Origin of the sequence: Actinoallomurus rhizosphaericola (genome assembly GCF_024055675.1) — a bacterium.
Classification (GTDB): Bacteria; Actinomycetota; Actinomycetes; order Streptosporangiales; family Streptosporangiaceae; genus Actinoallomurus; species Actinoallomurus soli.
In genome coordinates this window covers 148,369-171,757 of record NZ_JAMXMW010000008.1, presented here as the reverse complement: position 1 = coordinate 171,757, position 23,389 = coordinate 148,369, and the positions used below count along the sequence as shown (strand labels likewise).

The following is a 23,389-nucleotide window of genomic DNA, read 5'->3' as shown; positions in this document are numbered from 1 at the left end:
GCCCCCGAACCCGCAGGTCGTCCGGCGGATGAAGGCCGGCCCGTGGCGCGGGAGGCACCTGCTGGGGAGAATGCGCCGCCCAAGGGTCTTCTGGCGCGCGAAGCACGGAGTTATGTTGCAGGGCGCAACATATTCGCCGGTACGCCGCTGACCCCCTGCGGGCCCCTGTCGACGGAGAACCTGATGATGACGCTTCGACTGCCCGCGATCCTCGCCGCGGCCGGTGCCGTGCTCCTGGCCTCCGGCACCACGGCGAGCGCCTCCCCGCCCCGTCCGGCGTCCCCGTCGATCACCGTGACGGAGTCCGCGCTGGAGGGCGTCCACGGCACCTCCCCCGACGCGACCGTGCGCAACGTCCTCACCGTCACCGCCTCCGGCACCCGGCTGCGCGTGCGGTTGAGCAATCCGTTCGGCGACGGCCCGGTGAACGTCCGGTCGGTGTGGGTCGGCCTGCAGCCGTCCTCCGACTCCCCGGCGCTGAGGCCGGGCTCGGACCGTCACGCCACGTTCCACGGGGCCCGCACCGTCAGCATCGCGCCGGGCGCCGGCGCCTGGACCGACCCTCTCCCCATCCGCGTACGGCCGGGCGACCACGTCTCGGTGAGCGTCTACGCTCCCGGCGCCCCCGTCGACGACCACACCTTCCCGCCGCCGCAGGCCGACACTCCCGGCTCGTTCCTGTCGACGACCGCGGGTGACGCGGGATCGGACGTGACCGGGACGGCCTTCGGCGAGTTCCAGCCCGGAACGCTGTGGTGGGCCGACGCGGTCAGCGCCGTGTCGCCGGCGCACGGCACGATCGTCGCCCTGGGCGACTCCATCACCGACGGCTACAACGCGGAAGGCGGCGGCCCGCGCTGGACCGACGTGCTCGCCGAGCGGATCAACGCCTTGCCGCCCGGACGGCGGCTCGCCGTCGCCAACGCCGGAATCAGCGGCAACACGGTCAGCGTCCAGCCGAACCCGTACGACCCGACGGGCCAGTGCTGCGGACCTCCCGCCCCCGAGCGGCTTGACCGCGACGTCCTGTCGCTGCCCGGCGTCCGCTACGTCCTGCTGCTCGAGGGGACCAACGACATCGGCGGCGGAACGTACGCGCCGTCCGCCCCTGCCCGGCAGGTCATCGACGCGATGCGCGGCATCGCCGCCCGCGTGCACCGCGCCGGTCACCGGATCGTCGGCGCCACCATCCTGCCGATGTGCAACACCGCCGGCAGTGCCCGGGAACAGACCCGGCTCGCGGTGAACGCCTGGATCCGCACGTCCGGGACGTTCGACGCCGTCCTGGACTTCGACGCCGTCCTCCGCGATCCGGACGACCCCACCGTGATCTACGAACCCTGGCGTCACGACTGCTACCACCCGAACGCCGCCGGCGACCTGCGGCTCGGCCGGTCGATCGACCTGTCCGCGTTCGGCCTGCCCGGCCACTGACGCCGTCGGCGGCTGCTCCGCGGCGTCAGTCGCCGGTGTCGGCGCCCGTGTCGAGCCGGGCGAGCACCTGGTCGGACACCTGCCGGAGCGTGGCGAGCTGGTCGCGGGTGAGCCCGTCGAGGAACAGGCGTCGTACGGTCTCGACGTGCCCCGGGGCGGCGGCGACGATGGCGCGACGGCCCTCGTCGGTCAGCGCGATGAGGGCGCCGCGGCCGTCCTCGTCGCACTCCTCCCGCGTCACCAGGCCACGGCGCTGCATCCGGGTGAGGTGATGGGACAGGCGGCTCTGCTCCCACTGCAGGCCCCGCTGCAGCTCGAACGGCCGCAGCCGCCCGTCCGGGGCGTCGGTGAGCTGGACGAGCACCTCGTAGTCGGCCAGTGAGAGCCCGGAGTCGGTCTGCAGCTGCCGGTTGAGCCGGGCGGTCAGTCGCCCGTGCATGCGGATGAACGCACGCCAGGCGCGCTGCTCCTCGTCGTCGAGCCACCGGGTGCCGCTCATGAGCCCCACTTCGGATCGTGGATGACACGTCTCGTACCGAGGGAAATATATGACGTGTCATGTGGGTTGGGCGGCCTAGATGATGCATCATCTACCTCGACGATCGAATGAGAGGCCACCTCATGCGCACCCCGATGAGCCCGCAGATCGACGTCCGCCGTGCGGACGACCGCTTCAAGACCGAGATCGGCTGGCTCGACTCGAAGCACTCGTTCTCCTTCGGGCATCACCACGACCCCCGCAACACCCACCACGGGCTGCTGCTCGTCAACAACGACGACGTGGTCACTCCCGGCATGGGCTTCGAGACCCACCCGCACCGTGACATGGAGATCGTCACCTGGGTCCTCCGCGGTTCGCTGGTCCACCAGGACTCCACCGGCCACAACGGGGTGATCTACCCCGGTCTCGCCCAGCGGATGAGCGCCGGCACCGGCATCCTGCACTCCGAGAAGAACGACTCCTGGCATCTGCAGGGCGAGCGGCACGATGAGCCGGTGCACTTCGTCCAGATGTGGGTGGTGCCCGATGAGGCCGGCATCACCCCCGGCTACGAGCAGCTCGAGATCGACGAGAAGCTGCTGTCCTCCGGCGCGCTCGTCCCCGTCGCCTCCGGGATGGAGCGGCACGACGGCGAGGCCGCGATCCGGATCAAGAACCGGTACGCCGCGTTGTACGCCGCCCGTCTGGCGCCCGGTCAGACCGCCGAGCTCCCCGACGCTCCGTTCCTGCACCTGTTCGTCGCACGCGGCGCCGTGAACCTCGAGGACGCCGGTCCGCTCGGCACCGGTGACGCCGTGCGCTTCACCGCCGTCGGCGGGCAGCGGGTCACCGCGACGGAGCCGGCGGAGATCCTGGTGTGGGAGATGCACGCCACGATCGCCGCCTGACCGGCCGCGCACGACCGTCCACGGGCGGGGAGTCCATCCCCCGCCCGCGGGCAGGGAACCACCACCATCCCGATTCGGAGGAGACCATGACCGACACCCCGACCGATCTCGGCGCGATCGAGGCCGAGCGGCAGCGCATCCGTGACGCTCATCTCCGCCCCGCCGCCGAACGTCCTCCGTCCACGGCACGCGGCCTGCATCACACCGCCCTGATCAGCAGCGACGTCGAGCGCACCATCCGCTTCTACCAGGACGTGCTGGGCTTCCCGCTCACCGAGCTGATCGAGAACCGGGACTACCCCGGCTCCTCGCACTTCTTCTTCGACATCGGCAACGGCAACCTGCTCGCCTTCTTCGACTTCCCCGGCCTCGACCTCGGCCCGTACGCCGAGGTCCTCGGTGGCCTCCACCACTGCGCGATCTCCGTGGAGCCCGCGCGCTGGGAGGAGATCGTGCGCCGCCTGGACGAGGCCGGCGTCGAGCACGTCGTCCACAGCGAGGTCTCGGTCTACTTCCGCGACCCCGACGGCGCCCGTATCGAGCTGATCGCAGACCCCTTGGGCGAGATGTACGGCAACCAGGTGCTGTGACGAGCGGACGGCCCGCCGGCGACGGGCGGGCCGCGGCGGAGGAACGCCGGGCCGGGCGTGACCTTCGGCCCTTCCCCGCCTCGCCCTCCGTCGTCGAACGTGGTGTCCATGGCGCGAGACGCTCATCGAGGTCACGGGCGCTGAGATGGCCGGGGGCTGGGAGTTCTGGATCGACCGTGGCGGCACGTTCACCGATGTGGTCGGCAGGCGGCCCGACGGCGTGCTGGTCATGCACAAACTGCTCTCGGAGAGCCCGGGACGTTACACGGACGCCGCCGTGGCCGGGATCAGGCATCTCCTGGGGGTCCCCGCCCACCTCCCGATCGAGCCCGGGCTGATCGAGTCCGTCCGTCTCGGCACGACGGTGGCCACCAACGCCCTCCTCGAACGCAGGGGCGAGCCGACGGTGCTGGTGATCAGTGCGGGTTTCCGCGACGCGCTGCGGATCGCGTACCAGGACCGGCCGCGTCTGTTCGACCGGCGGATCGTGCTCCCCGAACCGCTCTACTCACGGGTCATCGAGGCGCGCGAGCGCGTCGGCGCGAACGGCGACGTGATCCTTCCTCTCGACGAGGAGGCGGTCACCGGGGACCTGCGGGAGGCGTACGAGGCGGGGTTCCGGTCGGTCGCCGTGGTCTGCCTGCACGGCTACCGGTACCCCCGGCACGAGACGCGCATCGGGGACATCGCGCGCCGGATCGGTTACACCCAGATCTCGGAGTCCCACCGGACCAGCCCGCTCATGAAACTGGTGCCGCGCGGCGACACGACGGTCGTGGACGCCTACCTGTCCCCCATCCTCGACCGGTACGTCGGCCAGGTGTCCCGTGAGCTCCGCGGCGTACGGCTGATGTTCATGCAGTCCAACGGGGGGCTCACCGACGCTCGTACCTTCCGCGGGAAGGACTCCATCCTGTCCGGTCCGGCGGGAGGCGTCGTCGGGATGGCCCGCACGTCCGCCGCGGTGGGCCACCGCCGCGTCATCGGCTTCGACATGGGCGGGACCTCCACCGACGTCTCCCACTACGCGGGCGAGTTCGAGCGGCGGTACGAGACCGAGGTGGCCGGGATCCGGATGCGGGCTCCGATGCTGACGATCCACACCGTCGCGGCGGGCGGTGGTTCGATCCTTCACTTCGACGGCGGCCGGTACCAGGTCGGCCCCGACTCCGCCGGTGCCGACCCCGGGCCCGCGTCCTACCGGCGAGGCGGTCCGCTGACCCTCACCGACGCCAACGTCATGCTGGGCCGGATCCAGCCCGGGCACTTCCCGCGCGTCTTCGGGCCGGCGGGCGATCTGCCGCTCGACTCCGAGGTCGTCCGCCGGCGCTTCACCGCCTTGACCGCGCGGATCGGTGACGGTCGCACGCCCGAGCAGGTCGCCGCGGGTTTCGTGGAGATCGCGGTCGCGAACATGGCGAACGCGATCAAGAAGATCTCCGTTCAGCGCGGTTACGACGTGACGCGGTACGTGCTCGCGACCTTCGGCGGGGCGGGCGGCCAGCACGCCTGCGCGGTCGCCGACGCCCTCGGTATGACGAAGGTGCTCATTCATCCGCTCGCGGGCGTGCTGTCGGCCTACGGGATGGGCCTGGCCGACCTGACGGCGATGCGCGAGGCGGCGATCGAGCGGTCACTGGGCGCGGACGTTCCGCCGGAACTCACCGCGGTCCTCCAGAGGCTGGAAGCGGAGGGCCGGGCCGAGATCCGGGAGGAGGGCGTGACGGCCGACCGGATCCGCGTGGTGCGACGGGCGCACCTGCGGTACGCGGGCACCGACACCGCGCTGCAGATACCGGTCGGCACGGCACCGGCGATGGTCCGGGAGTTCGAAGAGCGGTACCGGCGGCATTTCTCCTTCCTCATGCCGGGCCGGACGATCGTCGTGGAGGCGGCGTCGGTCGAGGTCGTCGGCGAGTCCGGCGAGGCGCCGCCCGCGCCGGGCCGGCGTCGGCGGCGTGGCTCTTCGGCGTCCGTGCGGGTCCCGGCGTACGTGGGCGGGTCCTGGTCCCGGATCGCCCTGCACCACCGGGACGGCCTCCGCCCGGGGGATTCCGTCAGGGGACCGGCGATCATCGCCGAGGCCAATGCGACGACCGTCGTCGACCCGGGCTGGGTGGCCGTGGTCGACGACCTGGAGAACCTGGCCCTCACGCGTGTCGAGGCGCGCCTCACCCGGCGGGCGATCGGAACGGAGGTCGATCCCGTCCGATTGGAGATCTTCAACAATCTCTTCATGTCCATCGCCGAGCAGATGGGCGTGCGGCTGCGGAGCACCGCGCACTCGGTCAACATCAAGGAGCGGCTGGACTTCTCCTGCGCGCTCTTCGACCCGGCGGGCAACCTCATCGCCAACGCTCCGCACATCCCGGTGCACCTCGGCTCGATGGGCGAGAGCATCAAGGAGGTGATCAAGCGCCGTACGGGCCGGATGAGGCGCGGCGACGTCTACGTTCTGAACGATCCCTACCACGGCGGCACCCACCTGCCGGACATCACCGTCGTGACCCCGGTCTTCGGCGAGGGAACGAAGGACGGGGCCGGATCGTCCACGGGCCCGCGCGACGGACCGGAGCGGCTCCTCTTCTTCGTGGCGTCCCGTGGTCACCACGCGGAGATCGGCGGCATCACCCCCGGCTCGATGCCGGCGTTCAGCACCCGGATCGAGGAGGAGGGCGTCCTCATCGACGTCCGGCTCCTCGTCGACGGCGCGGCGGGCGACGCCGACGGCGGCCGGTTCCGGGAGCCCGAGACGATCGACCTGCTCCGCTCCGCGGCGCACCCTTCCCGCGACCCGCTCGACAACATCGCCGACCTGCGCGCCCAGGTCGCCGCCAACGCGAAGGGCGTCCAGGAACTCCACGCCATGGTCCGCCACTTCGGTCTCGACGTCGTCCACGCCTACATGCGCCATGTCCGGCAGAACGCCGCGGAGGCCGTACGCCGCGTGATCCCGCTGCTGCGGGACGGCTCCTGCTCGTACGAACTCGACAACGGCGCGGTCATCCAGGTCGCGGTCCGCGTCGACCGCGCCACCCGGACCGCCGAGATCGACTTCACCGGCACCTCGCCCCAGCTGACGGACAACTTCAACGCCCCATCGTCCGTCGCCATGGCCGCGGTGCTCTACGTCTTCCGGACCCTGGTCGCGGCGGACATCCCGCTGAACGCCGGATGCCTCGAACCGATCCGGGTGCGGATTCCGCCCCGGACGATGCTCTCTCCCGAGTACCCCGCCGCCGTGGCCGCGGGCAACGTCGAGACCTCACAGGCGGTCACGGGGGCGCTGTACGCCGCGCTCGGCGTCATGGCCGAGGGCTCCGGCACGATGAACAACGTCACCTTCGGCGACGAGGAGTATCAGTACTACGAGACGGTGGCGGGCGGCTCCGGTGCCGGCGAGGGCTTCGACGGGACCTCCGTCGTGCAGACCCACATGACCAATTCCCGGCTCACCGACCCCGAGATCCTGGAGTGGCGTTACCCGGTGCGCCTGGAGGCGTTCGAGATCCGCCGGGGCAGCGGTGGTGCCGGACGCCGGCGAGGAGGCGACGGCGGCAGGCGCCGGATTCGTTTCCTGCGGCCCATGACCGTGACCACGCTGGCCGGTCACCGGCGCGTCCCGCCGTACGGCATGGCCGGCGGCGGACCCGGCGAGGTCGGCCGGCAGTGGGTGGAGCACGCGGACGGCTCCGTGACGAAGATGCGGGGGTGCGACTCGCTGCCGGTGGACTCCGGAGACGTCTTCGTCATCGAGACCCCGGGCGGCGGCGGTTACGGCCGTCCGGGCCCGTCGTGACACCGTCGCGCCCTGCCCGGGGGTGGCGACGGACGCCACGGGGTACTGATCCGGGTGCCGATGAGACATGAGGCTTGGCTCCAGCCGCCCGGCGTCGACCCGGAGGAGGCCGCCGAGCTGTTGCTGCGCGATCTGCGCAGTTCTCAGCGGGGGCTGTCCGGCGCGGACGCGCGGCGGCGGCTGCTGCAGTACGGCCGCAATGAGCTGCGGCGTCGCGGCGGGCGACGCTGGCCGAGGGAACTGGCCCGTCAGCTGACCCATCCCCTGGCCCTGTTGCTGTGGCTGGCCGCGAGCCTGCTGCTGATCGTCGGGTCGGTCGTCGTCGCGGTCGCCGTCGTCTCGATCATCGTGCTGAACGCCGCCTTCGCGTTCGCGCAGGAACTGCAGGCTGAGCGGGCCGTGGAGGCGCTGGCGGAGTACCTTCCGCTCCGCGCGAAGGTACTCCGCGACGGCGGTTCGACGGAGATCGACGCCGCCGAACTGGTGCCGGGCGACATCGCGATCATCGAGGAGGGCGATCGGATCGCCGCGGACGTGCGGCTCCTGGCCGGTGCGATCGAGGTGGACATGTCGGCGCTGACCGGCGAGGCCGTCCCGGCGGTGCGGTCGGCGTCCATCCTGGACGTCGACGTGCCCGTGCTCAGAGCGCACGACCTGGTGTTCAGCGGGACGAGCTGCACGGGAGGCCAGGCTCGGGGCGTGGTGTTCGCCACCGGCATGGCGACCGAGCTCGGTCGCATCGCGGCGCTGTCCGAACGCGTCCGGCAGGATCCCAGCCCCTTGGAGCGGCAGGTCCGCCGGGTCGCCTGGCTGATCGCGGTGGTCTCGGTCGTGCTGGCGATCGCGTTCATCCCGATGGCCACCTTCGGCGCTCACCTGTCGGTGCTGAACGCGCTGGTCTTCGCGGCCGGGCTGCTGGCCGGAATGGTGCCGGAGGGCCTCCTGCCCGTCATCACACTGGCGCTCGCGGTGGCGGTACGGGTGCTCGCGACGCGGGGCGCGCTGGTCAAACGGTTGAGCGCGGTTGAGACCCTCGGCTCCACGGACGTCATCTGCACCGACAAGACCGGAACGCTCACCGAGAACCGGATGCGTCCCGTGGCGGTCTGGACCGCGGCGGGCGTCGTCGACGGGCTCACCGCAGGGCGGGGCCCGGCCGCCGGCCGGCCCGGCGCGACGGTGAGCGCGGCGGGCAGAATCGCCGCCGCGTGCAACAACGCGCGTCTCCGGCCGGGCGAGGAGCCGATCGGCGATCCGACGGAGATCGCCCTCCTGCTCGCGGCGCAGGCGCTGGGCGCCGACGTCGAAGCGGACCGCAGGGAGGCCGGGCGCCGCTGGCAGTTCCACTTCGACCCGGAGCTCAAGCTGATGTCGACCATCGACCTGCACCGCGACGGGCTCTTCGTCCATACGAAGGGAGCGCCCGAGGCTCTGCTGCCCCGCTGTTCGGAGTTCCTGCGCGACGACGGCCGACGCGTCCCGCTCGGCGCGGCCGACCGGCGCCGCATCACCGCCCAGGTGGACTCCTTCGCCCTCGACGGACTTCGCGTCCTCGCGCTGGCCGAGCGCGCCCTGCCACCGCGTGAGCGTCCACCGCATCGGCGCGCGGACGCCGAACGCGACCTGTGTTTCGTCGGGCTGATCGCCATGCTCGATCCGCCGCGCCCGGGAGTCACCGAGGCGGTCGCGCATTGCCGGACCGCCGGCATCCGCGTCATCATGATCACCGGCGACCATCCGCTGACCGCCGTCGCGATCGCCCGCCGGGTCGGCATCACCGACCGCCATCCCCGTGTGGTCACCGAGGGGGAGCTGGACCGGCTGCACGACCATCAGCTCGATGAGCTCCTGCGGGACGAACGCGACGTGATCTTCGCCCGCGCGACACCAGAGGCCAAGCTGCGCATCGCCGACGCGCTGCGCGGCCAGGGGCACGTGGTCGCCATGACCGGCGACGGGGTCAACGACGCCCCGGCGCTGCACCGCGCCGACATCGGTGTGGCGATGGGCCGCTCGGGCACCGACGTGGCCCGTGAGGCGGCCACCATGATCCTCACGGACGACGACTTCACCTCGATCGTCGAAGCCGTACGGTCGGGACGGCGCGTCTACGACAACGTCCGCAAGTTCATCATCTACATCTTCGCCCACGCCACCCCGGAGGTGGCCCCGTTCCTGGTCTTCGCGCTCGCCGGCGGGGCGGTGCCGCTGCCCCTGACGATCCTGCAGCTGCTGGCCTTCGACGTCGGCAGCGAGACGCTCCCGGCCCTCGCGCTCAGCCGTGAGCCCGCCGAGCCGGGCGTCATGGAGCGCCCGCCCCGGCCGCGGTCCGAAGGCGTGATACGCGCGCCCATGCTGCTGCGCGCCTGGCTCTTCCTCGGCATGCTGGTCGGCGTCCTGCAGCTGGCCGGTTTCTTCCTCGTGCTGACCCGGGCGGGCTGGCATCCCGGTGCGCCGACCGGCGTCGGCGACCCTCTGCATCACGCCTACCGGCAGGCGACGACCATGACATTCCTCGGAATGGTCGCGGGGCAGATCGGGACGGCCTTCGCCGTGCGCACGCAGCGCACGTCGCTGCGCTCCGTGGGCGTCCTGTCCAACCGTTACCTGCTGGCGGGAATCGCCGGAGAGCTGCTCCTCGTGGCGCTGTTCGTGTACGCCCCGGTCTTCCAGGACCTGCTGGGCACCGCCCCGCTTCCCACCGGCGATCTGCTCCTGTTGCTCCCGTATCCGTTCATCGTCTGGGGAGCCGACGAGCTGCGCCGCCACCTGGTCCGGCGCCATGCCGGCCGTACGGCGGGAACCCGCGCAGACTCGCCGGCGCCACTGCGATGAGGCCGTCGTCAGTGCGACGTGGTGGAGATGGCGGACACGAGCTCACCGACCTTGTCCTCGGGCAGCTTCGCCGCCAGATCGGCCTGGCTGATGATCCCGATCAGGTGGTCGTTCTCCATCACGGGCAGGCGCCGGACACGGTGCTCCATCATCTCGTGAAGGACGTTGTCGATGTCGCTGGCGGCGTCGACGTAGAAGACCTCCTCGCCCTCGCCGATGAGGTCTCCGGCGCGAACCTCGGCGGGGTTCCTGCCCTGCGCGATGGCCTTCACGACGATGTCGCGGTCGGTGATGATCCCCTTCAGCCGGCCGTCCTCTCCGCAGACCGGCAGCGCGCCCACGTCCGACTCGGCCATGCGGCGGGCGGCCGTGGTGAGATCCTCGTTGAGCGACAGGCACTCACAGCCGTGGTGCATGACCTCGCGTGCGGTTGTCATGATCAAATCCCCCTTTTCGACGCCTCTTATTCGGAATCTGCTCTCTCGTGCTGAGCCCGAAACGGGCCTGCTCAGCCTCCGGTCTGCGGATCGGTGTCCTCCGGCTTACCGGGGACCATCACCACCGGACACGACGCGTAGGAAAGGCAGTAGTGGCCGACCGACTGAGCGGTGAGGCGTCGTCTGCCGGGACGGTCGTGGGTGGCCAGGACGAGCAGCGACGCGTTCCGGGCGAGTTCGACGAGGATCGGGCCCGCGGGTCCTTCGAGGATCTCGATGTCGGCGGCGACGTCCGGTGCCGCCCGGCCGAGCACCCGTTCGATCGAGGCCCGGCAGTCGGCGACCACGGACTTCCGTCTCTGCTCACGCTCATCGTGGCTGAGCACCGCCGCCTCTCCGGGCCCCAGTTCCCACGCGTGGACGATGCGCAGCCGGCACCCCTGTCGGCGCGCCTGGCCGACGGCCCAGCGCAACGCCGCCGTCCGGGCCGGGGACTCGTCGATTCCGACGAGGATCGGCGCCGGCTCGGCACTGGAAGAAGTGCTACCGGTCATCGTGCTCACCTCTGGGCGGCCGCCCGGAACGCGTCGCGCACACGCACCGGGACCACCCGCCTCGCGCGAACGGCTCATCGCGGGGCTTCGCGGTCTTCCTCATCGCGGTGAGGATCGGTGATGAGCAGGAGTTCGTACGCGCGGCGGGCGGCCTCGGCGACCGTCCGCTCCCCGGGCTCGGCCAGCGGGCCCTCCTCGAGCCCGTGCGCCAGTGACCGGATCGCCTCGGCGACCGCCTCCGTGCGGGTCTCCAGCCGAGCGACGCGTTTCTCCAGGTCGGCCACGATCGACCGCTCATCCGTGTGGTCACCGTCTCGGATCATCGACACCCTCCTTAACCGGTTCCTTCCTGCGTTCCCCGCCGAGTCCCAGAATCCGTGCGACGGTCCTGTCTTCAGCTTTTCCCGCCACGTGGAGACGTCCCAGGGTCTTTCGTCACCAGGCGCCCGTCCGCCGTTCCCTGCGCCCGCCCCCCGGTCCGGTTCTCACCCCGCGGCGGAGGAACCGAGAGCCGAGGTCACGGTGCGATCGGCCCCTTCGTCGCTCAGCACGCCCAGCACGGCGGTGCCGTCGACGGTCTCGTGCTCGACGAGCAGCGTCGCGAGCCGGTCCAGAGCGGGGCGATGTTGCCGGATCACGGCGATGGCGCGCTCCTCCGCGCGGCGGAGCAGCCGTGCGATCTCTTCGTCGATGATCCGCTGGGTCTGCTCGGAGTAGGGCCGCCGTAGCCCGTCCTCGGGGATGTTCCCGAGGTAACGCGGCTCCCCGGAGGCATAGCCGACCGGGCCGAGGGCCGGCGACAGGCCGAACTCGCGGACCATCCGGGCGGCGATCTGGGTCGCCCCGGCCAGGTCGTCGGCGGCGCCGGTGGTCCCTTCACCGAAGACGACGAGCTCGGCCGCCCGTCCGCCGAGCCGTACGGTGAGCAGGTCGTCGAGGTAGCCCTGGGTGTACAGACGGCGTTCCGCCTCGGGGAGCTGCTCGGTGACGCCGAGCGTCATCCCGGCGGGCAGGATCGTCACCTTGGCGACCGGGTCGGCGTGCTCGCAGAGTGCCGCCAGCAGCGCGTGCCCGGACTCGTGGACGGCCACCGAGTGGCGTTCCTCGGGCAGGAGCGCGTTCGAGGTCTCCCGGCGGCCCAGCAGGACGCGGTCGCGGGCGGTGTCCAGGTCACGGGCCTCGATGACCGTCCGTCCCGCGCGGACGGCATTGATCGCGGCCTCGTTGACGAGGTTGGCCAGATCGGCGCCGGAGAACCCCGGAGTGCCGCGCGCGACCGCATCGAGGTCGACATCGCCGGCCAGATGCTTGCTGCGGGCGTGGACGGCCAGGATGGCGGCGCGTTCGGCCTGGTTGGGGAGCGGGACGACGACCTGGCGGTCGAACCGGCCGGGACGCAGCAACGCCGGATCGAGCGTGTCAGGCCGGTTCGTGGCGGCCAGCACGACGATCCCGCTCGACTGGTCGAAGCCGTCCATCTCGCCGAGCAGCTGGTTCAGCGTCTGCTCGCGCTCGTCGTGACCGCCGGTGACCGCACCCACGCCCCGGCGCCCGCCGATCGCGTCGATCTCGTCGATGAAGACGATGGAGGGCGCCCGCTTGCGCGCCTCCTCGAACAGGTCGCGCACCCGCGAGGCGCCGACGCCGACGAACATCTCGACGAAGGCCGACCCGGTGACGGACAGGAACGGCACCTCGGCCTCACCGGCGACCGCACGGGCGATCAGAGTCTTGCCGGTGCCGGGCGGACCCACCATGATCACTCCGCGCGGCGGTTTGGCGCCCGCCGCGGCGTACCGGTCCGGGTCGCGCAGGAAGTCCACGATCTCGCTGATCTCCTGCTTGACCCCCTCATAGCCGGCCACGTCGCCGAAACGCGTCACGGGCCGTTCGGCCTCGATGATCTTCGCCTTCGACCGGCCGAACCCGCCGATGCCGCCCGACAGCGAACGCTGCGCCGCCCGGCCGCTCCACAGGAACAGACTCATGATGATCAACAGGGGCAGGAAGCTGAGAAGGAGGGCCGTGAGGGATCCGCCGCCGCGGGTCGCCGTGATCTTCACATCTTTCGCCCGTAGCTCGTTCGTGAGCTGCGAGGTGTTCAACGCGGTCGGGATCCGGCTGGCGAACCTCTTACCGCCCTTCAGCGTCCCGCTCACCGCTCCGGTGTCGTCCACCCGGATGTCCGAGACCCGGCCGGCGTTCACATCGGTCACGAACTCGCTGAAGGACAGCGTCGCCGGCCGAGGCCCGGTGACGAGACCACGTCCGATGAGCAGGAGAAGGGTGATGGCGACGCCGATCGGCAGGAGCCGGCCCCGCCAGGAAGGAGCCTCCTGCGGTGCCGGCCTCGGCGGCTCGTTCGGCGGGCCGGGCTTCGCGGACCTCGTCCGATGACACGAGGAGTCCCGCAGCACCCTCCACGCGATCACGGCCGCCCTCCGCCCGCCCTCGTCCTCACCGATGTCCTCCTCCCTTGCGCCATGGAACGGACTCCCCACCCGGCCTCACGATCTCCCGATCGGCGAAGCGGCCGGTAGGGGCGTACGGTCGCCGGTCGGGGACGAAGGTCCCTGGGGTCCGCATCAGTCGTTGGTCACCGTCTCCCGGGACCTTCGCCGCTCCGTCCGGCCGGTGCGGGGAAGGAAGATGGTGCTGTCCAGAGGCGGGAGCCGGAGCACCCGGCAGAGCCCTCGGACGGTCGAAGCGGAGAGGGGGCATCATGCGCGAACCCGTCGTCGTCGGCGTCGATGGATCGACCCAGGCCCTGCTGGCGGTGGACTGGGCCGCGGCGGAGGCCGGGTGCAGACGGCTACCGCTGCGGATCGTGCACGTCTCGACCGGCTGGGAGCGCGGTGACATTCCGGCGTATCGCGGCCGTGGGGCGCCGTCGGCTGAGCCGGAGAGCCCGGGGCTGCGAGTCCTGGACGCGGCCGAGGAACGCGCCCGGACCTTCACCTCGGTCCCGATCGAACGCCGGCTCGGTGTCGGCCCCGTTCCTCGCACTCTTCTCGAGGAATCGGCCGGGGGCGTGCTCCTGGTGCTGGGGCAGCGGAGTTCCGGCACCCTCACCCGGCTGCTGCTCGGCTCGGTGAGCCGGCAGGCGGCAGAACACGCCGGCTGCCCGGTCGTCGTGGTCCCCATGGACCCCGACCGCAGAGCCCGGCGGCCGGAGATCGCCGTCGGGGTCGACGGCTCCGACGCGTCCATCGAGGCCGTGGGCTTCGCCCTGGAGGAGGCGGCCTTGCGCGGGGTGGGGCTGCGCGCGATCCACGTGTGGAACCGCCCGGACAGCCCGCCGGACATGCGACCGGTCTGCTATAACGCGCTGACCGCCGAGGAGGAGGGCGCCAGGGTTCTGTCGGAGTCCCTCGCCGGCTGGAGGGCCAAGTACCCCGACGTGCCGGTGACCGAACAGGTGATCGAGGACCGGCCTGTCACCGTCCTGGCCGAGGCCTCACGCACGGCCGAACTCCTCGTGGTCGGCGCCAGAGGACGCGGCGGATTCCCCGGCCTGCGCCTCGGGTCGGTCGGCCACGCGGTCCTGCACCACGCCAAGGGGCCGGTGGCCGTCGTACGGCGAACCGGCCACGGCGCCGGCAGGTGATGAGCGGCCCGGTCCGCCGCCCTCGGGAGCTCAGCCCTCCTCGGTGAGGAACGCCACGCCGGCGTTCATCGTGGCCAGGCGCGGGTAGTCGTCCTCGTCGACGCGGCGGCCGGATCCGTCGCTGAGGGCCGTGACGAAGGTGAGGAAGTCCATCGAGTCGAGTTCCAGTGACTCGCGCAGGTCGGCGTCGGCGTCCAGCGCCGTGAAATCGGTGCCGGGCACGATGTCGGCGAGGACCTCTTCGATCATCTTCCGCGCCTCGTCCGGTGTCATGACAGCTCCTCGGGTCGCTGCAGGAGTCGGTCGACGGCCTGGAGGTAGCACCCGCCCGTACGGCCGTCGGTGGCCCGGTGGTCGGCGGAGAGGGTCGCGGACACGACGGGCCGTACGCCGATGAGGCCGTCGACCGCCCAGGGGCGGTCGAGGATCGCGCCGAAGCCGACGAGTGCGACCTGCGGCGGATAGATCACGCCGTGGACCGACTCGACGCCCTGGTCGCCCAGGTTGGTGACCGTGATGGTGGGGTCCGTCAGCTCCGATCCGCGCAGCCGCCCGGTACGGGCCCTGGCGACGAGGTCGCGCAGGCCCGCCATGAGGTCGGCGAGGGAGAGATCGTCGGCGTCGTGCAGGGCCGGCGCGATCAGGCCGCCGTCGCGCAGTGAGATCGCGACGCCCAGGTGGACCCGGTCGGCCGGGACGAATCCGTCGTCGGCCCAGAAGCCGTTGAGCCGGGGGACCTCCCGCAGTGCCACTGCGGCGGCCTTGAGCAAGAGCGCGGATGGGATGATCCGGTCTTCGACCGGGAGTCTCCGGTTCCGCCTCCGCAGCCAGTCCATGGCGGGTGCCAGGTCGATGGCGTTCGTCAGGTAGTAGTGCGGAATCTCCCGCTTCGACCTGGCCATGGCCCGCGCGATCGCCTGGCGCATGGACTCCTGGCGATCGGCCGCGGCCCCCTCGACGGAACGCGGCTCGGCGGGCTGCGGCTCGGCGGGCTGCGACTCGGCGGGCTGCGACTCGGCGGGCTGCGACTCGGCGGGCTGCGGCTCGGCGCGGGCGGACCGCGCGGCGGCCGGCCGCGCGGCCTTCGCCCCGGCGCGTACGTCGTCGGCGCGAATGGCTCCTCCGTATCCGCTGCCGGTGAGGGTGGCCAGGTCGACGTTCAGTTCGGCGGCGAGCCTGCGGGCCAGCGGAGACGCCTTGACGCGTGCGGGCGCGGCGTGTTCGACGTCCGCCCGCGTGATCTCGCCGGACGGCCCGGTCCCCCGGACCTCTCCCAGGTCGACGCCGCGCTGATGGGCCAGGTGCCGGACTAGGGGCGAGGAGACCTTCGCCGCCGGCGGCGGCCGTCGTCCGGCCCCCGGCCCGGGCGCCTCGCGCGGCGCACGGTGCGTGCGCGGTCTCGCGGACGGCACCCGGGCGCCGGTCCCGGGCTCCGGCTCCGGCTCCGCCGCCGACGGTGGCGGGCGTTGCGGCTCTGCGGCCGGTGCCGGGGCGGACACGGGAACGGCCATGGTGATCGTGGCGAGGGCGGTACCGACCGGGACCCGTGTTCCCGGCTCCACGAGGAGTTCCCCGATGGTGCCGCTGTCGAAGCACTCGGCCTCGACCGTGGACTTGTCGGTCTCGATGATGGCGACGATGTCGCCCTTCTCGACCTGGTCGCCGGGATGGACGAGCCACTCGGTCAGCGTCCCGGCGTCCATGTCGGCGCCGAGGGCGGGCATCCGGAACTCAGCCACCGGCGCCCACCACCCGATGAACCGCGTCGACGATGTCCGTGACCTGGGGGATCGCGGCCTCCTCCAGATGCCTGGCGTACGGGATGGGGACCTCGGCGGTGCACACCCGCTCGATCGGCGCGTCCAGGTCGTAGAAGGCCTGCTCGACGATGCGGGTGGTGATCTCGGCGGAGAGGCTGCCCGAACGCCAGCCCTCATCGACCACGACGGCGCGATGCGTGCGCCGCACCGAGTCGATGACGGTGGCGTCGTCGAGCGGCCGGAGGGTGCGCAGGTCGATCACCTCCGCCTCGATGCCGTCACCGGACAGCTCACCCGCGGCGTCCAGGGTCTTGGCGAGAGTGCCGCCGTAGGTGATGAGGCTCACGTCGCCACCGGCCCTGCGCACGGCCGCGCGGTCGATGCCGACGGCGCCGGTATCGGCGGGCAGTTCCCCTGCCACGTTGTAGAGCGACCCGTGCTCGAAGATCAGCACGGGATCGGGATCCTGGAGCGCGGTCCACAGCATGCCGCGGGCGTCTTCCAGCGTCGCCGGGGCGAGGATGCGCAGACCCGGGATGTGGGCGTACCAGCCCTCCAGGCTGTGGGAGTGCTGAGCCGCGAGCTGCCGCCCCGCGCCCGTGGTCATGCGGACCACCAAGGGGACGGGCACCTGCCCGCCGGACATGTGCAGGAGCGTCGCCGCGTTGTTGAGGATCTGGTCGAGGGCCAGCAGGCTGAAGTTGACCGTCATGATCTCGACGATCGGCCGCATGCCGTTCATGGCGGCCCCGATCCCCGCGCCGACGAACGCCGACTCCGACAGCGGCGTGTCCCGGATCCGTTCCGGCCCGAACTCCTCCAGCAGGCCGAGGCTCACCGCGAAGCAGCCGCCGTACCGGCCGACGTCCTCGCCCATGAGGAAGACGCGCTCGTCGCGCAGCAGCGCCTCCCGGAGCGCGGCGCGCACGGCCTCACGGTAGGTGGTCTTCAGCACGGCGTTCATCCCGCGCCGGTCCGCTCACTGTGGACGAAGCGGGTGAGGTCCTCGGCCGGTTCGAGCGGGGCGGCCTCGGCGAACTCGATCGCCTCGGAGATCTCGGCGGCCACCTCTTTCTCGATCAGCTCGAGTTCGTCGCGGGTGACGTTCTCGCGCCGCGCCAGGCCGTCGATCGGGTCGTGCCGCTTCCACGCCTCGATCTCGGCCTTGTCCCGGTAGCGGTCGGGGTCGTACATGGAGTGCGCCCGGAACCGGTAGGTGCGCAGTTCCAGGAAGTGCGGGCCGCCTCCTTCGCGTACGGCCTCGGCGGCGTGGCGGGCCGCCTCCTCGACGGCCACCACGTCCATGCCGTCGACGGGCCAGGACGGGATCTCATACGTCGCGGCGCGTACCGCCAGGTCGGTCTCCTTGTGCTCGACCGCGAGCGCGGTGCCCATGGCGTACAGGTTGTTCTCGCAGGAGAAGAGGACTGGCAGCCTCCAGAGCGCGGCGAGGTTCAAGCACTCGTGGAACTCCCCTTCGGCGGCGGCTCCGTCGCCGAAGAAGCAGGCGGTGACCCGCCGGTCGCCGCGCAGCCTGTCCGCCAGGGCGAGCCCGAGTGCGATCGGCAGCCCGCCGCCGACGATGGCGTTGCCGCCGTAGAAACGCCGGCCCACGTCGAACAGGTGCATGGACCCGCCTCTGCCGCGGCTGCAGCCGGCGGCGCGGCCGTACATCTCCGCCATGATCGAGCTCGCGGGCACGCCGCGGGCCAGCGCGTGGCCGTGCTCGCGGTAGGTGGAGACGACGTTGTCCTCTTCGGTGAGCGCCTGCAACGCACCGACCGCCACGGCCTCCTCGCCGATGTACAGGTGGAGGAAGCCACGGATCTTGGCCGCGCTGTACAGCTCGGCGCACTTCTCCTCGAACCGCCGGATGAGCAGCATCTGCCGCAACAGTTCCCTGCGGTGCTCCCCGACCGGATCCCTGGTGTACGTCATGAGGCACACTCCAACGTCGAGACGTCGCCTTCCGGCAGGCCGAGCTCGCGCGACTTGAGGAGACGGCGCATCACCTTGCCGCTGCGGGTGTGCGGCAGGTCCTGATCGAAGACGATCTCCTTGGGGGCCATCGCCCCGAGCCGCCGACGCGCGAAGGCGATCAGCTCGCGGCGCAGCACGTCGTTCGGCTCGTGCCCCTCCCGGAGGGTGACGAAGGCCTTGACCACCTCGCCCGCCACGGGGTCCGGCCTGCCGATGACGCCCGATTCGGCCACCGCCGGATGTTCCATCAGCACGCTCTCGACCTCGAACGGGCCGATGAGGTGCCCGGCGGACTTGATGACGTCGTCGGCGCGGGCCACGAACCAGAAGTAGCCGTCCGCGTCACGGCGGGCGATGTCGCCGCTGAGGTACCAGCCGCCGGCGAACGCCTTGGCGTACCGGTCCTCCTCATGCAGGTAGCCGCGGAACATCGACGGCCATCCGGGGCGCAGCGCCAGTTCGCCGACGCCGTCCGCGATGACGCGGACGCGACCGTTCTCCACCCTGGCGCGCCCGTCGGGTCCGCGTTCGAGCAGGGCCGCCTCGATTCCCGGCAGGGGACGCCCCATCGAGCCTGGCCGGATATCCGTCGCCGCGAAGTTCGCGATCATGATCGCGCCCGTCTCGGTCTGCCACCAATTGTCGTGGATCGGCAGGCCGAGGGCCTCCTGCCCCCAGACGACCGCCTCCGGGTTCAGCGGCTCGCCGACGCTGGCGATGAACCGCAGCGCCGACAGGTCGTAGTCCCGGGCGACGGCGGCGCCGTGCCGCATGAGCATCCGGATCGCGGTGGGCGCGGTGTACCAGACGGTCACCCGCTGCTCCGCCAGCACCCGGTACCAGCGGCGTGCGTCGAAGTCACCGGCGTCGGTGACCATCGTCAGCCCGCAGGTCAGCGGCGCGATCACTCCATACGACATGCCGGTCACCCAGCCCGGGTCCGCGGTACACCAGAAGACGTCCTCCTGGTGCAGGTCGAGCGCGAACCGCGCGGTGGCGTGGTGGGCGACGACCGCGTCGTGCACGTGGATCGCTCCCTTCGGCCGCCCGGTGGTACCGCTGGTGAAGTGCAGCAGCGCCATGTCCTCCGGATCGGTGTCCGGGATGTCGAAGACGTCGCTCGCCGCGGCCAGCGCCCTGTCGAAGGAGATGGTCCCTTCGGGCGCGCGGCCACCGACGACGAGGACGTGTTCGAGACCGGGCAGCCGGTCCCGGATCCCGGCGATCTTCCGCTGGTAGAGGTCCACGCTGGTCACGAGGACACGGGCGTCCCCGAGGCGGAGCCGCTCGTAGATCGGCTCCGGGCCGAACGCCGAGAACAGCGGCGCGAGCACGCCGACGTTCTTCAGCGTGCCCAGCACCGTCACGTACAGCTCGGGTACGCGACCGAGGAGGGTGAAGACCCGATCGCCCCGCCCGACGCCCAGGGCGCACAGCACATTCGCGAACCGGCTGGTGTCCCGCCGGAGGTCCGCGTACGTCACCTCGGTCAGCTCGTCGTGCCGCCCGACACACCGGAGCGCGACGGCGTCCCCGGACGCCCCGGACGCATGGCGGTCGACCGCCTCGTACGCGATGTTGAGACCGCGGCCGCCCGGCAGGCCGGACATGCGCGCTCGCGCGTCGTCCCACGAGAACTCCCGTCCGGTCCGGTGGTAGTCGACCAGGTTGGGCCGCACCCGCGGCGTCCCTCGCTTGCTGATCGGCGGCAGGCTCATCCGCACGCCACCCGTACGAGCGTCATGACGGTCTCCCCGCTTCCCCGGGTCACGGACGGTGAACGACACGGACGACACCCGGCACCGTCTGGGCGATCACGTCGGCGATCCGCGCCGTCCTCTCGTCGCCGTCCCCTCGCAGTTCGACGACACCCTCATGCACCGTCACCCGTGTCGCCGCGGTCTCCGCGGACAGTTCCCGGAGCGCCGCCCGCACGTCGTCGCGGATCCGCTCGTCTCCGTGGGCGAGGATCCCCATCAGGTCACGACGGCTCACGATGCCCACCAGCGCCGCGTCGCGGACGACGGGAACGCTCTTGACCCCGGTGGTGATCATCACCTCGACGAGGCCCAGGACGTCGTCGGTCTCCCGCGCGGTCCGCACGTTCGGTGTCATGACCTCTTCGACCCCGGTCGGCGGCGATGATTCGGGCGGCGCGGCGAGACGCAGGTAGGCCCGTGGGTCCGCCTCGAACTGCCCGCGCAGCAGATCCATCTCGCTGACGATCCCGACCATCCGGTCCTCTTCGTCGACGACCGGCGCGGCCGTGATGTCCGCCTCGTAGAGGAGGCGGATCGCCTGCCGGACCGTCCAGTCCCGCGGCACGGTGACCACGGGGGCCGTCATCACCTCATGCACCAGCATGCCGGTCACCTCCAGGGCTCCATCGCACCGCCCGGTTCCGGCGGGCGCCAGAGGGCGAAGGTCCCGCGGGGACGTCCGTACGGCCTCGGTCGTGTCCCGGGCGGCGGGTCCGGAGCGGCGGCCGAAGGACCATCGACCCTGGTCACCCGGCTTTCTGCGGGCAGAGCCTGGAACCGGAGGACCGAACCGGTATCGCGTCGGCGCCTTGCGTGCCTCCCGCCGATGAAACGAGAAAGGTGGCCCGTCGTGCGGACCGATGACCGTGTCGTCTGGTTTCCCGAGCTCGGCCGCGCTGATGTCGGCGTCGTCGGCGGCAAGAACGCCTCGCTCGGCGAGCTGATCCGGAATCTCGCGGCGGCGGGCGTCCGCGTCCCCGGGGGATTCGCGACGACGGCCGAGGCGTACCGGGAGTATCTCGCGGTGGGCGGCCTCCGCGAACGGGTCGCCGAGCAGATCGACCGGTTGCACCGGGGAGCCGGACTGGCCTCCGTCGGCCGGGCCGTCCGGCGGGCGTTCGCGGAGATCGACCTCCCCCCGGATGTCGCTCGTGCCATCGTCCACGCCTACCGGCGTCTCGGGAACGACCTCGGGCGGGCCGACCCCGACGTGGCCGTACGGAGCAGCGCGACGGCGGAGGACCTGCCGGAGGCCAGCTTCGCCGGTCAGCAGGAGAGCTTCCTCAACGTCACCGGGGAACAGGCGCTGCTCGCCGCGTGCCGGCGGTGCTACGCGTCCCTGTTCACCGACCGGGCCATCGACTACCGGGAGAGACTCGGCTACGACCATCTCAAGGTCGCCCTGTCGATCGGCGTCCAGCGGATGGTGCGATCCGACCTGGCCGGCGCGGGAGTGATGTTCTCGATCGACACCGAGAGCGGCTTTCCGCACTCGGTGCTGATCAACGCGGCGTGGGGCCTGGGCGACACGGTCGTCGGCGGGCTGGTCGACCCGGACGAGTACCTCGTCTTCAAACCGCTCCTCGGCCGGCCCGGCGTGCGGCCGGTCCTGTCCAGGACCCGTGGCCGCAAGCAGCGGAAGACGGTGTACGCCGACGGCGCCGGCGGAGCGGCCACGCGCACGGTGGAGACCGATGAGGAGGAGCGCCGCGGACTCGTCCTCGACGAGGACGAGATCCTCACGCTCGCCCGATGGGCGACCGACATCGAGCGCCACTACGGCGTCGCCATGGACATCGAGTGGGCCAAGGACGGCGCCGACGGCGGGCTCTTCGTCGTCCAGGCCCGGCCCGAGACCGTCCAGGCCCGTCGCGAGGCCGCGCTGCTGCACTCCTACCGGCTGCGCGCCGGTGGGGAACGGCTGGTCACCGGCCTGGCGATCGGGGACGCCATCGCGACCGGTCAGGTCCGCGTGCTGCACAGCGCCGCGGAGATCGACCGTTTCTCCCCCGGCGCGGTCCTCGTCACCGAGATCACCGACCCCGACTGGGAACCCATCATGAAGCGGGCCGCCGCCATCGTCACCGACCACGGCGGCCGGACCTCACACGCCGCCATCGTCAGCCGGGAACTCGGCGTCCCGGCCATCGTGGGCACGGGACGTGCCACGACCGCCCTCGCGGACGGCCGGCCGATCACCGTGTCCTGTGCCGAAGGCGACCAGGGCTTCGTCTACGCGGGAACGCTCGACTTCGAGGAGCGCGACCTCGACCTGACCGACGTCCCGCGGACGGACACGAAGGTGATGCTCAACCTGGCCAACCCGGCGGCGGCGTTCCGCTGGTGGCGCCTGCCCGCCGACGGCGTCGGCCTGGCCCGCATCGAGTTCATCGTCAACAACCACGTCAAGATCCATCCGATGGCGCTGCTCCGCCTCAACGCCGTCGACGCCGAGGACCGGCGGCGGATCCTGGACCTGACCCTGGGCTACGACGACAAGCCCGAGTACTTCGTCGAACGGCTCGCCCACGGCGTGGCCCGCATCGCCGCCTCCCGCTGGCCCGACCCCGTCATCGTCCGGATGAGCGATTTCAAGACCAACGAGTACGCCCGGCTCATCGGCGGGCGGGGCTTCGAGCCCCGCGAGGAGAACCCGATGCTCGGCTGGCGCGGCGCCAGCCGCTACTACAGCGACGCCTACCGGGACGGGTTCGCCCTGGAGTGCCGCGCGATCCGGCGGGTCCGCGACGAGATCGGCCTCACCAACGTGGTCGTCATGATCCCCTTCTGCCGGACCGTCGAGGAGGCCGACCAGGTCCTGAAGGTGATGAGCGAGAACGGCCTGGCGCGAGGGCAGAACGAGCTGCGGGTCTTCGTGATGGCCGAGATCCCCTCGAACGTCATCCTGGCCGATTCCTTCGCCGAACGGTTCGACGGCTTCTCCATCGGCAGCAACGACCTGACACAGCTCACCCTGGGCGTCGACCGCGACTCGGCGGCGCTGGCACACCTGTTCGACGAGCGCAACCCCGCGGTCACCCGCAGCATCCAGCAGCTGATCGCCACCGCTCACGCCGAGCACTGCAAGGTCGGGTTGTGCGGGCAGCGCCCGAGTGACGATCCCGACTTCGCCCGGATCCTGGTGCGCGCGGGCATCGACTCGATCTCCGTGACGCCCGACAGCTTCCTCACCGTCAAGCAGAACGTGGCCGCGGCCGAGCGCGATCTCCCCCGGCTGTGAGGC

At 71.6% G+C, this 23,389-nt stretch carries 18 protein-coding genes; 7 read left to right on the top strand and 11 right to left on the bottom strand.

What is annotated here, in order from left to right; all coding sequences use genetic code 11:
- The first annotated feature begins 183 nt into the window (after positions 1 to 183).
- Positions 184 to 1,434, top strand: a complete 1,251-nt coding sequence (locus NE234_RS19715; protein ID WP_252781924.1) for a GDSL-type esterase/lipase family protein — start codon at positions 184 to 186, stop codon at positions 1,432 to 1,434.
- A 25-nt stretch (positions 1,435 to 1,459) separates the two neighbouring features.
- Here NE234_RS19715 and NE234_RS19710 read toward each other — a convergent pair whose 3' ends face one another.
- The gene (locus NE234_RS19710) at positions 1,460 to 1,933 is read right to left on the bottom strand and encodes a MarR family winged helix-turn-helix transcriptional regulator (protein WP_252781923.1); all 474 of its coding nucleotides are present in this window, start codon (positions 1,931 to 1,933) and stop codon (positions 1,460 to 1,462) included.
- 122 nt (positions 1,934 to 2,055) lie between these two features.
- Here NE234_RS19710 and NE234_RS19705 point away from each other — a divergent pair, with 122 nt between their 5' ends.
- The 4 genes from NE234_RS19705 (at position 2,056) to NE234_RS19690 (ending at position 10,047) form a co-directional block, all read left to right on the top strand.
- Positions 2,056 to 2,823 (top strand): pirin family protein, encoded by a 768-nt coding sequence (locus NE234_RS19705; RefSeq protein WP_252781922.1) that lies wholly within the window; start codon positions 2,056 to 2,058, stop codon positions 2,821 to 2,823.
- Positions 2,824 to 2,909: 86 nt separating this feature from the next.
- Complete coding sequence (locus NE234_RS19700; protein ID WP_252781921.1) at positions 2,910 to 3,413, top strand: VOC family protein; 504 nt, start codon at positions 2,910 to 2,912, stop codon at positions 3,411 to 3,413.
- Positions 3,414 to 3,558: 145 nt separating this feature from the next.
- Positions 3,559 to 7,212 (top strand): hydantoinase B/oxoprolinase family protein, encoded by a 3,654-nt coding sequence (locus NE234_RS19695; protein ID WP_252781920.1) that lies wholly within the window; start codon positions 3,559 to 3,561, stop codon positions 7,210 to 7,212.
- Between the two features lie 60 nt (positions 7,213 to 7,272).
- Entirely contained in the window at positions 7,273 to 10,047 is a 2,775-nt protein-coding gene (locus tag NE234_RS19690) for a cation-translocating P-type ATPase (protein WP_252781919.1), read from the top strand.
- Positions 10,048 to 10,055: 8 nt separating this feature from the next.
- Here the strand turns inward: NE234_RS19690 and NE234_RS19685 are convergent, their stop codons facing one another.
- From NE234_RS19685 to ftsH, 4 genes are all read right to left on the bottom strand, one after another.
- Complete coding sequence (locus tag NE234_RS19685) at positions 10,056 to 10,484, bottom strand: CBS domain-containing protein (protein ID WP_252781918.1); 429 nt, start codon at positions 10,482 to 10,484, stop codon at positions 10,056 to 10,058.
- Positions 10,485 to 10,555: 71 nt separating this feature from the next.
- Entirely contained in the window at positions 10,556 to 11,038 is a 483-nt protein-coding gene (locus NE234_RS19680) for a universal stress protein (protein WP_252781917.1), read from the bottom strand.
- Positions 11,039 to 11,112: 74 nt separating this feature from the next.
- Positions 11,113 to 11,361, bottom strand: a complete 249-nt coding sequence (locus tag NE234_RS19675) for a hypothetical protein (protein WP_252781916.1) — start codon at positions 11,359 to 11,361, stop codon at positions 11,113 to 11,115.
- A 162-nt stretch (positions 11,362 to 11,523) separates the two neighbouring features.
- The gene (gene ftsH / locus NE234_RS19670) at positions 11,524 to 13,470 is read right to left on the bottom strand and encodes an ATP-dependent zinc metalloprotease FtsH (protein ID WP_252781915.1); all 1,947 of its coding nucleotides are present in this window, start codon (positions 13,468 to 13,470) and stop codon (positions 11,524 to 11,526) included.
- Between the two features lie 290 nt (positions 13,471 to 13,760).
- Between ftsH and NE234_RS19665 the strand changes: the two genes are divergently transcribed.
- Complete coding sequence (locus NE234_RS19665; protein WP_252781914.1) at positions 13,761 to 14,645, top strand: universal stress protein; 885 nt, start codon at positions 13,761 to 13,763, stop codon at positions 14,643 to 14,645.
- 30 nt (positions 14,646 to 14,675) lie between these two features.
- Here NE234_RS19665 and NE234_RS19660 read toward each other — a convergent pair whose 3' ends face one another.
- From NE234_RS19660 to NE234_RS19635, 6 genes are read right to left on the bottom strand one after another with little or no spacing between them, the layout of a single operon-like run.
- Positions 14,676 to 14,918: an acyl carrier protein gene (locus NE234_RS19660; RefSeq protein ID WP_252781913.1), complete on the bottom strand. Its 243-nt coding sequence runs from the start codon at positions 14,916 to 14,918 to the stop codon at positions 14,676 to 14,678.
- Entirely contained in the window at positions 14,915 to 16,384 is a 1,470-nt protein-coding gene (locus tag NE234_RS19655) for a 2-oxo acid dehydrogenase subunit E2 (RefSeq protein WP_252781912.1), read from the bottom strand. The genes NE234_RS19660 and NE234_RS19655 overlap by 4 nt, the downstream gene beginning before the upstream one ends.
- Entirely contained in the window at positions 16,377 to 17,369 is a 993-nt protein-coding gene (locus NE234_RS19650; protein WP_252781911.1) for an alpha-ketoacid dehydrogenase subunit beta, read from the bottom strand. The genes NE234_RS19655 and NE234_RS19650 overlap by 8 nt, the downstream gene beginning before the upstream one ends.
- Entirely contained in the window at positions 17,366 to 18,343 is a 978-nt protein-coding gene (gene pdhA, locus NE234_RS19645; RefSeq protein WP_252781910.1) for a pyruvate dehydrogenase (acetyl-transferring) E1 component subunit alpha, read from the bottom strand. Before pdhA ends, NE234_RS19650 begins: the two co-directional genes overlap by 4 nt.
- The gene (gene acsA / locus NE234_RS19640) at positions 18,340 to 20,103 is read right to left on the bottom strand and encodes an acetate--CoA ligase (protein ID WP_252781909.1); all 1,764 of its coding nucleotides are present in this window, start codon (positions 20,101 to 20,103) and stop codon (positions 18,340 to 18,342) included. The genes pdhA and acsA overlap by 4 nt, the downstream gene beginning before the upstream one ends.
- A 49-nt stretch (positions 20,104 to 20,152) precedes the next feature.
- Positions 20,153 to 20,749 carry a CBS domain-containing protein gene (locus tag NE234_RS19635; protein WP_252781908.1) on the bottom strand — a complete coding sequence of 199 codons (597 nt, stop codon included), beginning with the start codon at positions 20,747 to 20,749 and terminating at the stop codon, positions 20,153 to 20,155.
- Positions 20,750 to 20,995: 246 nt separating this feature from the next.
- On the opposite strand from NE234_RS19635, the gene ppsA reads away from it, so the two are divergent.
- Entirely contained in the window at positions 20,996 to 23,386 is a 2,391-nt protein-coding gene (gene ppsA, locus NE234_RS19630; protein WP_252781907.1) for a phosphoenolpyruvate synthase, read from the top strand.
- Positions 23,387 to 23,389: the final 3 nt, after the last annotated feature.